Genomic DNA, 12,246 nt, shown 5'->3' on the forward strand with positions numbered 1-12,246 from the left:
TACAGGGAACGCAGTATGTCCGAACACCTTCTTTATCTGGTTCAGCAGTTGCTGAACGGATTGACCATAGGCAGCACCTATGCGTTGATCGCCATCGGCTACACCATGGTCTACGGCATCATAGGCATGATCAACTTCGCCCACGGCGAGGTCTACATGATCGGCTCCTATGTCGCCTTCATGGTGATGGCGGGGCTCATGATGATGGGCATCGACAGCACAGTGCTGCTGCTGGGCGGCGCCTTTCTGATCAGTATCCTCATCACCGGCAGCTATGGCTGGACCATAGAGCGGGTCGCCTATCGCCCGCTGCGGGGCGGCAATCGCCTCATCCCCCTCATCTCCGCCATCGGCATGTCGATCTTCTTGCAGAACATGATGCGGATGGCACAGGGCTCGCGCGACATCGCCATGCCCACCCTGATCTCCGGGGGTTGGACCCTGGGCGGTGAGGACGGCTTCCAGGCCAGCCTCTCCTACATGCAGCTCATCATCTTCGTGGTGACCTTCATCACCATGCTGGCGCTGACCCAGTTCATCAACCGCTCCCGCATGGGCCGCGCCTGTCGCGCCTGTTCGGAAGACATCAAGATGGCCAACCTGCTGGGCATAGACACCCACGTGGTCATCTCCATCACCTTCGTGCTGGGGGCCACCCTGGCCGCCGTCGCGGGCGTGCTGCTCGGCATGTATTACGGCGTCATCAACCCCTACCTCGGCTTTATGGCCGGTCTCAAGGCGTTTACGGCAGCGGTATTGGGCGGCATCGGCAGCATTCCTGGCGCCGTGATCGGCGGCCTGCTGCTCGGCGTGGTCGAGGCGCTCACCGCCGGTTACCTCAGCACCGAGTACAAGGATGTGATGGCCTTCGCCCTGCTCATCTTCGTGTTGCTCTTTATGCCCACCGGCATCCTGGGTCGTCCGGAGGTCGAGAAGGTATGAAAAAACAATTTATCCATGCCTGCATCGCCAGCCTGATGCTGCTGGTGCTCTCCTTCTGGCTGCTCGGCTTCAAGCTGGAGACCGATGGCTCCAGCCTGCTGGTGGTGAGTCGGCTCGATGTCTCCCTGGCCTGGCTGCTGGGGGGCGCCACCATCGTCTTCTGGTTCCAGATGCTGCGCGGCCAGATCAGTCGCCTGTTCCAGGCCTCCATCAGCGGCTTCTCCGTCGGCTTCACCAAGCTGGTGCTGCCGAGCCCGGAGGAGGCGCCCAAGCTCTATAACCTCACCGCCATCCTGGTGCTGCTGTTTGCGGTCAGCTGGCCCTTCATGGCCTCGCGCGGTGCCATCGATCTCGCCACCCTGGCGCTGATCTACATCATGCTGGGGCTGGGGCTGAACGTGGTGGTGGGCCTCGCCGGCCTGCTGGATCTCGGTTACGTCGGCTTCTACGCGGTCGGCGCCTACAGCTACGCCCTGCTCAACACCTACTTCGGTCTGAGCTTCTGGGAGTGCCTGCCCATCGCCGGCCTGATGGCGGCCACCTTCGGCTTCCTGCTCGGCTTCCCTGTGTTGCGGCTGCGGGGGGACTATCTGGCCATCGTCACCCTGGGCTTTGGCGAGATCATCCGCATCCTGCTCAACAACATGACCACGCTGACCGGCGGCCCGAACGGGATCTCCGGCATTCCCAAGCCGACCCTGGGCGGCCTGGAGTTCAACCGCACCGTCAAGGACGGGGGCTTTGGCACCTTCCACGACTTCTTCGGCATCGCCTACAACGCCAACCACAAGGTGATCTTCCTCTACCTGATGGCCCTGGTGCTGGTGGTGGCGACCCTGTTCGTCATCAACCGCCTGCTGCGGATGCCGCTGGGCCGTGCCTGGGAGGCGCTGCGAGAAGACGAGATCGCCTGCAAATCCCTGGGGCTCAACCCCACCATCATCAAGCTGACCGCCTTCACCATAGGCGCCTGCTTCGCGGGCTTCGCCGGCAGCTTCTTCGCCTCGCGCCAGGGCTTCATCAGTCCGGAGTCCTTCGTCTTCATCGAGTCGGCCATCGTCCTCGCCATCGTGGTGCTGGGCGGCATGGGCTCCCAGATAGGGGTGGTGCTGGCAGCCATCGTGATGACGGTGCTGCCGGAGCTGGCCCGTGAGTTCAACGAGTACCGCATGCTGATGTTCGGCCTCTTGATGGTGTTCATGATGATCTGGCGGCCGCAGGGACTGCTGCCCATGAGCCGACCCCATATGGAGCTGCGCAAATGAGCAAGCTGAACGATACCAACACCAAATTGCTCGATGTCTCCGATCTGTCGATGCGCTTCGGCGGCTTGCTGGCGGTCAACGGCGTCAAGCTGGATGTGGACAAGGGCGAGGTGATCTCCATCATAGGCCCCAACGGGGCGGGCAAGACCACCATCTTCAACTGCCTGACCGGTTTCTACCGCCCGACCGGCGGCACCATCCGCTACCGTGGCGAGGAGATCCAGGGGCTGCCCGGCCACCTCATCGCCCGCAAGGGGATAGTGCGCACCTTCCAGCACGTGCGCCTGTTCAAGGAGATGACGGCGGTGGAGAACCTGCTGGTGGCCCAGCACAGACACCTGAACACCGGCTTCATCGCCGGCCTGTTCAAGACCCCGGCCTTCCGCCGTGCCGAGAAGGAGGGGCTGGAGCAGTCCGCCTTCTGGCTGGAGAAGGTGGGCCTCAAGGATCTCGCCAACCGCCCCGCCGGCAACCTGGCCTATGGCCAGCAGCGTCGCCTCGAAATCGCCCGCTGCATGGCGACCCGGCCCGAGCTGCTGATGCTGGATGAGCCTGCCGCCGGCCTCAACCCGCACGAGACCGACGAGCTCAACGACCTCATCTCCAACCTGAGGGACGAGTTTGGGGTCTCGGTGCTGCTCATCGAGCACGACATGAAGCTGGTGATGGAGATCTCTAACCGCATCTTCGTGGTGAACCAGGGTACCCCGCTGGCCCACGGCAAGCCGGATGAGATCCGCAGCAATCCGGCCGTGATCAAGGCCTATCTGGGCGAGTCGTAAGGAAATCAAGATGTTAGAACTTCGCAACGTATCGACCCACTACGGCAAGATCCAGGCGCTGCACGACGTCAGCGTCGAGATAAAAGAGGGGGAAATCGTCACCCTGATCGGCGCCAACGGCGCCGGCAAGACCACATTGCTGATGACGCTGTGCGGCGAACCCAAGCCCAGCAGCGGCAGCATCTGGTTCGAGGGGGAGCAGATAGACTCCCTCAGCACGGCCCGCATCATGCGCAAGGACATTGCAGTGGTGCCTGAGGGGCGCCGCATCTTCGCCCGCCTGACGGTGCAGGAGAACCTGCTGATGGGGGCCTTCTTCGTCGACAAGGCCGAGCAACCTGCCCTGCTGGATCAGGTGTTCACCCTGTTCCCCCGGCTGCACGAGCGGCTGGAGCAGAGGGCGGGCACCATGTCCGGCGGCGAACAGCAGATGCTGGCCATAGGCCGGGCCCTGATGAGCAAGCCGCGCCTGCTGCTGCTGGACGAACCCTCCCTGGGGCTGGCCCCCATCATCATCCAGCAGATCTTCGACACCATAGAGCAGCTGCGCCAGAAGGGGATGACCATCTTCCTGGTGGAGCAGAACGCGAACCAGGCGCTCAAGCTGGCGGATCGGGGCTATGTGCTGGAGAACGGCCGGGTGGTGCTGCAGGACACGGGGGCGGCCCTGCTCGCCAATCCGGCAGTGCGCCAGGCCTATCTCGGCGGCTGATCATGAGCAGGGCAGAGGCAGGGCCGGACAGACACAGCTTCTGGCACGATCCTGCCCTGCCCTTCATCGAGGCGCGGGCGGTGCAGGATGGCCGCCACGTCTGCTACGACAAGCACAGCCACCCCCACTTCTCCATCGGCGCCATCACCGGCGGCCACAGTCACTACCTCAACCAGCGCAGCCTGCAAGAGGTCGGCCCGGGTTCCCTGGTGCTGATGAACCCGGAAGAGGTGCACGCCTGCAACCCCATCGCGGATCAGCCCTGGTCCTATCTGATGTTCTACCTCGATACCGACTGGCTGCGCGGCCAGCAGGAGGAGGCGGGCCTCGGCAGCGAGTTCAGGCCCTTCGACATGACGGCGAGCCGGGATCCCCTACTCTACCGGGGCTTGCAGCACCTCCATCACCAGCTGGTAGAAGCGCCGGATCCCCTAGCCCGCGAGGTGGCCTGCCACCTGTTCAGTCGCCAGTTGCTGGCCAGGCTCACCCCGGCCAGGTGGGACGATCGCCCGCCCCAGCACCTGCAACGGGCCGCCGAGCTGATGCAGGACGACAGCGCCAACCCCCTCAGCCTGTCACAGCTGAGCGCCGTGGCCGGGCTCACCCCCTCCCACTTCGTGCGCGCCTTCAGCCACCACTACGGCATGACCCCCCACGCCTATCTGCTGGATAGACGGATCCGCCACGCCCGCACCCTGCTCAGGCAGGGGCAGCCCCTGGCCGAGGTCGCCCTGGCCAGCGGCTTCGCGGATCAGGCCCACTTCCAGCGCCAGTTCAAGCGCCGGGTCGCCGCCACCCCGGGCCAGTACAGGACCCAGCTCGCCCGTCAGGCTGAACGCACCAGATAGGCGGCGCTGAGCAGCAACAAGAGCGCCATGGCCCGGTTGAACCAGCGCAGCCGGCGAGGCACGAGCAGCAACCCCTGCATGCAACTGCCGGCATAGGCCCAGCAGGCGATGGAGCCGAGGCAGATCACCAGATAGATGCCGGTAAACAGGGCCACCTGCCCCACCCCGCCCGCGACACCATAGGCTCCCATTCCCATGCTGGCGGCGAGCCAGGCCTTGGGATTGAGCCACTGCATCAGGGCCCCGTACCAGAAGGCCGGGGGCGCCCCCTCGACCCGCTCCAGCTGCCCCCTGTCCACCAGCAGTTGCCAGGCCATGTAACAGAGAAAGAGCATGCCGCCCCAGTGGATGGCGCCCGCCGCCACCGGCCAGCGGGACAGGGCACCGCCGAGGCCCAGCCCCATCAGCAGGAGCAGCAGGATGAAGCCCAGGGTCGCCCCCACCACGTGGCGCAGGCTGGCCGGAAAGCCATAACGAGCGCCGGTGCCGAGGGCGACCAGGTTGACCGGACCGGGGGAGATGGACATGGCCAGGGCAAATCCGGACATGGACAGCAACAGACTGATTTCCATGGATGATGCTCACGCAAAGGATTGAGCCACCAGCCTATCCGGCCCGCCCACGCCGATATTGAAGGAAATTGCGATCCTGCGGCACATGGCAAGGCACATTGCGGACTTAGCGCAAGCCACGGCTTGCGGTAAACTGGCCCTCAATCCTCCATTTTCAGGACATCTCAATGGACCAGTTTGCCCATATCAGCGCCCATGATGCCCACCAGAAGCTGAGCGCAGGCGAAGCCCGTCTCGTGGACATTCGCGATCCCCAATCCTTCGAGACGGCCCACGCGGTCGGCGCCTTCCACCTCACCAACGGTTCCCTGGTTCGCTTCATGAACGAGGTGGACTTCGACACCCCGGTCATAGTGATGTGCTATCACGGCAACAGCAGCCAGGGAGCGGCCCAGTATCTGCTGCAACAGGGCTATGACGAGGTCTACAGCCTGGACGGCGGCTTCGAGGCCTGGCGCAGGGAGTTCCCGATCCAGGCGGGGGACGCATGACAGGGGCGGGGCACTCCTCCCCGGCCGGCATGATCCAGCTGCTGGTGCTGGGGGACGCCCGCATGGCCCAGGCGCTGGTGGATTACCTCGCCACTCTGGGCATCTCGTGCGAGCTGACCCAGTCCGAGCTCGGCGTCTCCGTCTGGCTGGCGGACGAGCAGCGCCTCGCCCAGGCCCAGCAGGAGGTGAAGCGCTTCCTCGCCGAGCCCAATCACCCCCGCTACATGGAGGCCTCCTGGCAATCCGGCCGGGCGGATGCCCGCATCGACTACAGCAAGGGGATGACGGACCCGGTCACCGACTTCCTCCATCAGGCGGGTCCCCTGACCCTGGTGGTCATCATCGCCTGCCTGGCCATCTATGCCCTGGATGCCATAGGCCTGCCCATCTTCGACGAGCTGGCGTTCCACCCCACCCTGGCCCAGTTCACCGACTGGCAGGCCTGGCGCTACGTCACCCCGGCCTTTATCCACTTCTCGGTGCTGCACCTGGTGTTCAACCTGCTGTGGTGGTGGTATCTCGGCGGCCAGATCGAGCAGCGGCTCGGCAGCGGCAAGCTGTTTATCCTGCTCATCGTCGGAGCTGCATTGCCCAATATCGCCGAGTTCTTCGTGAGCGGCCCGCGCTTTGGCGGCCTCTCCGGGGTGGTCTATGCCCTGCTTGGCTACAGCTGGCTGCGTGCCAGACTGCAGCCCGCCTGCGGCCTCACCATGCCACCGGCCCTGATGGGCTTCATGCTGATCTGGCTGGTGCTCGGCTTCTTCGACATGCTAGGCACCCCCACCGCCAACATGGCCCATCTGGTGGGTCTGCTGGTCGGCCTGGCGCAAGGCTGGCTGGACAGGCACCACAGGCCCGCCTGAGTTGTTGTAGTCATCGAGGCAGCAGCAATCTGCTCGGCAGCCAGAGCGACCGCCAAAATGGCCCATCTGGTGGGTCTGCTGGTCGGTCTGCTGCAAGGCTGGCTGGACAGACACCACAGGCCCGCCTGAGTTGTTGTAGTCATCGAGGCAGCAGCAATCTGCTCGGCAGCCAGATGGCCGGCCCGACCCGAGTCGCAGAAATGAAAACGCCGCCCCCAGGGGCGGCGTTTTTATTGATCGGCTGGCTTACTGCTTGAGCAGGCTGGCGTCGGTCACCTTGACCGCGGTGCCACCGCTCGCGAAGAAGCTGCCGAACTGGGTCTGCATCTCTGTGGTGACGGCGCCGGTCGGATCGAAGTTCTCGTCCGGTGCCAGCAGCGAGCTGTGACCACCGGCCACGAAGCGGGTGGCGTGGTGGTTGGCCGCGCCGGTCGCGCTCAGGGGTTGCAGGGCCAGTACCTTGAACAGCGGCTCGGTGCCACCCAGAGGGGCGGTGGCAATGCTGTTCGGGATCACCCGATCCGACAGGCTCAGGGCGCCGTCGCCGACGACTTCAGTGGCAAACAGCGGGAAGTCCGCCGCTATGCCGCGACCCAGGTTGATCGGATCAGCCGAGTCCAGCACCGACTGGGCTGCGAAGCTGTAGCTCTGCAGGGTACCGGCCGCGGTGGCCTGGGTGGCGGCGTCCTGGCTCGGCAGGAACTCGTTGACGAAGCAGGTCGGCACCGCCGTCTTGCAGTTCGGCGCATAGGCGGTGAAGGCCGCCTTCAGGGCCGCACTGCCAGCGGTCAGCACGCTCATCTGGATGGTCGGGCCAAAGGTCGGCGAGTTCAGCAGCAGCGGCGCTATGCCGCCACCCGGCATGGCCAGGCCGCCGGTGGTGAACTGGAACAGGGCATCGGCCTGGGGATTGCCAACGGACTGGTTGGCCACCGCCAGCAAGTTGGCTCCCGCGATGGCCCCCAGGGAGTGACCCAGGAAATGCACCTTGAGACCGGCACCTCCTAATTTGGAAGGCTGGCCATTGGAGGAAAAGCCCTTGGCATTGGCCAGACCGACCGCCAGACGCAGGCCCAGCAGATCCGCCACGCTCTGTTTCAGGTTGTCACGGGCCACCGTCAGGTAGCTCAGGTTCAGGTAGGGGGTCGGGTTCTTATCCGTGGTGACCGAGTCCATGCTGCCGGTCAGGGCGAAGCCGCGCTCACCGTGCAGCGGATGGTCGATCACCACCACGGCCACGTTCTTGCTCGCCTGGGCGCCGGCACCGATCTGGCCAAGGGCCAGGGCATAGGCGTTCTCCTTCACCGAGGTGACGCCGTGCTGATAGATGATCACGTCGGTGATGGCTGTCAGCGGCGCGGCGGCGAAGATCCGCATCGGCACGGACTGCACCTCTTCCAGCGCTGGCAGCGGGTTGAAGCGGCCTATGTTCATCTCGGGATCCAGCGGCTGGCCGCCGGAGGTGAGGGTCACCCCGATCAGCTTGCTCGCCTCCGCCAGCAGCTCGGCCTGACGGCTCGGGTCGGCGATGAGCTCACCCAGCAGGGCCGGATCCACACCGGCGCCCACCAGGCCGCCGATCACCTCGGCATCCTGGGCCTTCAGGGCATTGGCGATGGCGTAGAGGCTGGGGATGGCGCCGTGCCAGGACTGGGTCCTGGCCTTGTCCCAGGAGCCGGCGGTGGCCGGAGAGGAGAGGAAGTAGGGCAACTTGACGGTGCCGCTATAAACCTTGGCTGCCTGCGCCAGGCCGTTGAGCGGGGTGCCTGGGCCAAAGGCGGCAGCAATGGCATCCTTCTGCTCCTGAGGCAGGAACTGCTCGGCTTCCAGCTGGGTCAGGAAGGCGGCGTTTGCCGTCACCCCCAGGGTGTAGGTGCCGGGCAGGCTGGTGTTGCCCAGGGCATCCTGCTTCCACAGGGCGGCAGCGTCCAGGGTCGGGCTCTTGAGTACGGAAGCGGCCGCACCCTTCACCGCCACCAGCACGTCGGCCCCGGACTGGGTACCGAACCAGTCGGAGAAGATCACGTGGTCGCTGGTGATGCCGGTGGCAGCCTTGAACAGCCCTTCCTGCAGCGCGATCAGGCCGCTGATGGTCTGCTCCTGGGCGTTGCTGCCGGTGCTGGTCTTGTAGTTGCTGTAGTCGCTACCCGGTCGCAGGGGGTTGCCGCTGCTGTCCTTGAGCGAATCGGTCGCCACTATCATGTAGTAGGAAGCCGGATTGAGCGGCTTGAGCGGCACCAGGTTCAGCTTGCCCGCCGACTCGGCGACCACGAAGTCCACCCCGTAGGTCAGCACCTTCTTTACGCCACTCGGGCGCAGGGCGGCGCTGTCGAACTCCAGCTCCAGCAGGTAGAGCGGAGCCACCGAGGCACCGAATTCGGCGGCGGACGGCGCCTTGACCGTGATGCCTGAGGCCGTCACGGGCACTATCTGGATCGCCTGGGTAGTGGACCAGCCATCCAGGGTGGAGAGGGCGGAGACTGGATTGGAGAGATCGGCCGTTTCGGTCGAGAACTTCAGGGTGCCGTCACTGGCACGGGCGGCCAGGGCGCTGGGGCGCGCCGCATTGGTGCCGCTCAGCAGATAATCGAGATAGCTTGAGGTATCGCCTTTGTTGTCGTCACTGCCACCACAACCGCTCAGCAGCGCACTGACGACGGCCGCGTAAATTAGCTTCTTTTTCATATCCTTATCTCTTTTATGTTGTTATCCATGATGAGCCTGACGGGGTAGGGTCCAAACCCGACCGAATCATATTAACAGCAACGCAACAATTAATAAGCCTCTGGTCGGTCATCTGATCTGATTTTTTTGTGTACAACATCAAGGAATTGGAATTGATCCCCGGCGAAAGAGGGTAGCAGCCTTCCCCTTATCACCAGACCCGACCAGAGCCTTTCAGCGCCAGTGGCGCAAAAAGCCACCCCGATCTCGGCAAAGGAGGGGATTTGTCGGTAGAATGGCGCCATTGCTTAAGGAGAACCCCATGATCGACCCGAAAAAACTGGAAGAGATCGCCAAACAGATACACAACGCCCTGCCGCCCGGCATTCGCAGCATGGGTGAAGAGGTGGAGAAGAAGACCCGTCAGGTGCTGCAGGCCCAGCTGAACAAGCTGGATCTGGTGAGCCGCGAAGAGTTTGACGTGCAGACCAAGGTGCTGCTGCGCACCCGGGAGAAGCTGACCGCCCTCGAGGCCAAGCTGGCCCAGCTGGAACAGCAGCTCGGCGCCAAGGGCGAGTAATCCGGCGCGACGTCCCGTCGGCACATAAGACAAACCCCAGCCAGGCTGGGGTTTGTTGTTTCTGATGCCCGAGGGGGATGGGCCGATGCGGGCTGGCGAACCAAGTTGCTCACCCCCTCATCCCCCCTTCTCTCGCGAGGGGAGCAGGGAGCGGATCGGCGTTCCTCGGGAAGACGGTGATCAGATAAATTCGTAGGCGTCACCGAAGATGCGCTCGGGCTCGGCACCCAGCACCTTGAACTCCTCGCGGGCGGCACCCGCCATCTCGAAGCGACCGGCCACATAGATGTCGTAGTCATGCAGGCTGACGAAGTCATCCATGATGGCCTTGTGCACCAGGCCGGTCTTGCCGGTCCAGTCCGCTTGTGGCTCCTGCACCACGGGGATGAAGGTGAGCGGCGCATAGTCGCGCTCCCACTGCTGCATCTGCCCCTGCTCATAGAGCCAGTGCGCCTGGCGCACGCCCCAGTAGAGGAACACCGGGCGCTTGCTGCCGGTATCGATCAGATACTCCAGGATGGCGCGGGCGTAGGAGAAGCCGGTACCGCCTGCCATCAGGATCAGGGGGCGCGGCGATTCGTCGCGCAGGAAGGCCTTGCCCGCCGCCAGCTCGATCTCGATCTCCCCCTGCTCGCGCATGCGGGCCAGCACCTGACCGGCGTAGGCGTTTTCCGGGGTGGCACCGATCTGCAGCTCCAGCACACCGGAGCGGGTCGGCGAGTTGGCGATGGAGAAGGGGCGCTTGTCCGAATCGCTCATCACCACCAGCAGATACTGGCCAGGCTTGAAGCTCACCGCTTGCTGCGGCGTCAGGGCCACGTGCCAGATGGTGTCGACATATTCGCGCAGTTCCTCTACGCGGCACTTGATACGTTGCATTCTTGTCCTTGTGAGGGGCCTGCCCGGCCCGCTTCGCTCATGGTTTCACTGTTTTTATGGCGACCAGTTGGTGGTCAAGTCAGTCGAGCATACCCAATTCGGCACGGCAATACCGCACTTTTGCGTCGGTATGGCCGCCAGCCCGGGTGGGTCGCTCAGTCGAGGATCTTCAACTCGTCCCAGACCCCGTCGATCTTCTGCTTCACCGCCTCGTCCTGGACTATGGGCTGACCCCACTCCCGGTTGCTCTCCCCCGGCCACTTGTTGGTGGCATCCAGCCCCATCTTGGAGCCGAGCCCCGAGACCGGCGAGGCGAAGTCGAGGTAGTCGATGGGGGTGTGTTCGATCAGAGTGGTGTCCCGCGCCGGGTCCATCCGGGTGGTGATGGCCCAGATCACGTCCTTCCAGTCCCGGGCGTTGATGTCGTCGTCGCAGACGATCACGAACTTGGTGTACATGAACTGGCGCAGGAAGGACCAGACCCCCAGCATCACCCGCTTGGCATGGCCGGGATAACGCTTCTTGATGGTCACCACCGCCATCCGGTAGGAGCAGCCTTCCGGCGGCAGGTAGAAGTCCACGATTTCGGGGAACTGCTTCTGCAGCAGCGGCACGAACACCTCGTTCAATGCCACTCCGAGCACGGCCGGCTCATCGGGCGGACGGCCGGTGTAGGTGCTGTGATAGATGGCATCGCGGCGCATGGTCATGTGGGTGATGGTGAACACCGGGAACTCGTCCACCTCGTTGTAGTAGCCGGTGTGATCCCCATAGGGGCCCTCGGGTGCCATCTCCCCCGGCTCCAGATAGCCTTCCAGCACGATTTCGGCGCTGGCGGGCACCTCCAGCTCGCAGCTCAGGGCCTTCACCACCTCGGTGCGGCTGCCCCGCAGCAGGCCGGCGAAGGCGTACTCGGAGAGACTGTCCGGCACCGGCGTCACGGCGCCGAGTATGGTCGCAGGATCGGCGCCGAGCGCCACAGCCACCGGGAAACGCTCACCCGGGTGGGCCTCCTGCCACTCGCGAAAATCGATGGCGCCGCCGCGGTGATCCAGCCAGCGCATGATGAGCTTGTTCTTGCCGATCTTCTGCTGGCGGTAGATGCCGAGGTTCTGGCGCTTCTTGTAGGGGCCACGGGTGATGGTCAGCCCCCAGGTCACCAGGGGCGCCACATCGCCGGGCCAGCAGTGCTGGATGGGGATCTGGTCCAGATCTACCGCATCCCCCTCCAGCACCACCTGCTGGCAGGGGGCGGAGGAGAGCCGCTTGGTCGGCATGTTGAGCACCTGCTTGAAGATGGGCAGCTTCTCCATCAGTTCCTTGAGGCCGCGGGGCGGCTCTGGCTCTTTCAGGTAGGAGAGCCAGACCCCGACCTGGCGCAGGGCACCGACATTGGGCTGGCCCATGCCCATGGCGACCCGATCCGGGGTGCCGAACAGGTTGGTCAGCACCGGCATGGCATAGCCTTTGGGATTCTCGAACAGCAGGGCCGGGCCGCCCGCACGCAGGGTGCGGTCGCTGATCTCGGTCATCTCCAGATAGGGGTCTATCTCGCGGCTGATGCGCTTGAGCTGTCCGGTTTGTTCCAGCTGCGCGATGAAATCACGCAAGTCCTTGTATTTCATGCAGGTACCCTAGCGGGGTCAGG

Annotated in this window: 12 protein-coding genes; 8 read left to right on the forward strand and 4 right to left on the reverse strand. The window is 64.3% G+C overall.

Translation table 11 applies throughout. The features are described from left to right. Positions 1-15: 15 nt before the first annotated feature. Genes livH through AC3WR3_RS18975 form a run of 5 tightly spaced genes read left to right on the forward strand, consistent with a single transcriptional unit; the run spans position 16 to position 4,549 of the window. Positions 16-942 carry a high-affinity branched-chain amino acid ABC transporter permease LivH gene (gene livH / locus AC3WR3_RS18955; protein WP_139438553.1) on the forward strand — a complete coding sequence of 309 codons (927 nt, stop codon included), beginning with the start codon at positions 16-18 and terminating at the stop codon, positions 940-942. Next, positions 939-2,207 carry a high-affinity branched-chain amino acid ABC transporter permease LivM gene (locus AC3WR3_RS18960; RefSeq protein ID WP_139438550.1) on the forward strand — a complete coding sequence of 423 codons (1,269 nt, stop codon included), beginning with the start codon at positions 939-941 and terminating at the stop codon, positions 2,205-2,207. The genes livH and AC3WR3_RS18960 overlap by 4 nt, the downstream gene beginning before the upstream one ends. Further along, positions 2,204-2,989 carry a high-affinity branched-chain amino acid ABC transporter ATP-binding protein LivG gene (gene livG, locus AC3WR3_RS18965; RefSeq protein WP_265435855.1) on the forward strand — a complete coding sequence of 262 codons (786 nt, stop codon included), beginning with the start codon at positions 2,204-2,206 and terminating at the stop codon, positions 2,987-2,989. Before AC3WR3_RS18960 ends, livG begins: the two co-directional genes overlap by 4 nt. Before the next feature lie 10 nt (positions 2,990-2,999). Beyond that, a complete protein-coding gene (locus tag AC3WR3_RS18970; protein WP_025328819.1) occupies positions 3,000-3,701 on the forward strand; it encodes an ABC transporter ATP-binding protein in 702 nt (233 codons plus the stop codon). A gap of 2 nt (positions 3,702-3,703) precedes the next feature. Further along, positions 3,704-4,549 (forward strand): AraC family transcriptional regulator, encoded by an 846-nt coding sequence (locus tag AC3WR3_RS18975; protein ID WP_492292925.1) that lies wholly within the window; start codon positions 3,704-3,706, stop codon positions 4,547-4,549. Here AC3WR3_RS18975 and AC3WR3_RS18980 read toward each other — a convergent pair. Further along, on the reverse strand, positions 4,528-5,121 hold the full coding sequence (locus tag AC3WR3_RS18980; RefSeq protein ID WP_492292927.1) for a LysE family translocator: 594 nt from the start codon (positions 5,119-5,121) through the stop codon (positions 4,528-4,530). The two genes, AC3WR3_RS18975 and AC3WR3_RS18980, sit on opposite strands and share 22 nt — an antisense overlap. Before the next feature lie 167 nt (positions 5,122-5,288). Between AC3WR3_RS18980 and glpE the strand changes: the two genes are divergently transcribed. Beyond that, positions 5,289-5,612 carry a thiosulfate sulfurtransferase GlpE gene (gene glpE, locus AC3WR3_RS18985; RefSeq protein WP_043763931.1) on the forward strand — a complete coding sequence of 108 codons (324 nt, stop codon included), beginning with the start codon at positions 5,289-5,291 and terminating at the stop codon, positions 5,610-5,612. Between the two features lie 29 nt (positions 5,613-5,641). After that, entirely contained in the window at positions 5,642-6,475 is an 834-nt protein-coding gene (gene glpG / locus AC3WR3_RS18990) for a rhomboid family intramembrane serine protease GlpG (RefSeq protein ID WP_404838568.1), read from the forward strand. Positions 6,476-6,721: 246 nt separating this feature from the next. Here the strand turns inward: glpG and AC3WR3_RS18995 are convergent, their stop codons facing one another. After that, positions 6,722-9,160 (reverse strand): VolA/Pla-1 family phospholipase, encoded by a 2,439-nt coding sequence (locus AC3WR3_RS18995; protein WP_492292929.1) that lies wholly within the window; start codon positions 9,158-9,160, stop codon positions 6,722-6,724. 301 nt (positions 9,161-9,461) lie between these two features. On the opposite strand from AC3WR3_RS18995, the gene ubiK reads away from it, so the two are divergent. Continuing rightward, the gene (ubiK, locus tag AC3WR3_RS19000) at positions 9,462-9,719 is read left to right on the forward strand and encodes a ubiquinone biosynthesis accessory factor UbiK (protein ID WP_025328825.1); all 258 of its coding nucleotides are present in this window, start codon (positions 9,462-9,464) and stop codon (positions 9,717-9,719) included. A 180-nt stretch (positions 9,720-9,899) separates the two neighbouring features. Here ubiK and fre read toward each other — a convergent pair whose 3' ends face one another. Then, on the reverse strand, positions 9,900-10,598 hold the full coding sequence (gene fre / locus AC3WR3_RS19005) for an NAD(P)H-flavin reductase (RefSeq protein WP_042648685.1): 699 nt from the start codon (positions 10,596-10,598) through the stop codon (positions 9,900-9,902). Positions 10,599-10,753: 155 nt separating this feature from the next. Continuing rightward, complete coding sequence (gene ubiD / locus AC3WR3_RS19010; protein WP_492292932.1) at positions 10,754-12,223, reverse strand: 4-hydroxy-3-polyprenylbenzoate decarboxylase; 1,470 nt, start codon at positions 12,221-12,223, stop codon at positions 10,754-10,756. Positions 12,224-12,246 lie beyond the last annotated feature (23 nt).

Source organism: Aeromonas sp. EU05-FHT14A05 (genome assembly GCF_058791175.1).